Raw genomic sequence first — 782 nt, 5'->3', positions numbered from 1 at the left:
GTATCTGGCGTTTCTTCTAATGGGGGTTCTTCAAACAACAATACGAATAATAACAACCAAGAAGTAAAACCAGCAAGCGGAAACTATACAGTAAATGTATCTTCCCTTCGCGTTCGTACAGGTCCTAGCACTTCTCACACAACTGTAGGTTCTGTCAAAAAAGGACAAGTAGTACAAGTTGTCGGCGAAGTTCAAGATTGGTTCAAAATCAATTACGCAGGACAAACTGCTTATATAAGCAAAGACTACGTAACAAAAGGCGGTTCTAACGAAAACGTTACAGAAGGCAACAAACAAGAGCAAAACAATAATGGAACTATTCAAACTGGCGGTTCTTACGTAGTTAACGCTACATCTTTACGTGTTCGTACAGGCCCTGCCGCTTACCATAGTGTAATTGGTGGCGTTTTAAACGGTACAACATTAAACGTAGTTGGATCTGAAAACGGTTGGTTTAAAGTAAATTACCAAGGAAAAACAGGCTTTGTTAGCAGCGAATTTGTAAAATTCGTTAAAGGTGGCACTACTACTCCTGAGCAACCAAAACAACCTGAAAAACCTAACCAAGGTGCGATTGGTGACTACTACATTAATGCTTCTGCACTAAATGTACGTAGCGGCGAAGGTACAAATTATAGAATCATAGGCGCACTTCCACAAGGTCAGAAGGTTCAAGTAATCTCTGAAAACTCTGGATGGAGCAAAATTAACTACAACGGTCAAACTGGTTATATCGGAACACGTTACCTATCTAAAACACCAGTTGGAGGCGCAGTAGATAA

General features: G+C 40.3%; 1 protein-coding gene. It reads left to right on the top strand.

The window, feature by feature from the left end; all coding sequences use genetic code 11:
- Positions 1 to 782: SH3 domain-containing protein (locus MR107_RS30195; RefSeq protein ID WP_242293164.1), on the top strand; the 782-nt coding region annotated here is incomplete at both ends.

Origin of the sequence: Bacillus cereus group sp. BfR-BA-01441, assembly GCF_022663075.1 — a bacterium.
GTDB lineage: Bacteria > Bacillota > Bacilli > Bacillales > Bacillaceae_G > Bacillus_A > Bacillus_A cereus.
This window is presented reverse-complemented; position numbering and strand designations above follow the sequence as displayed.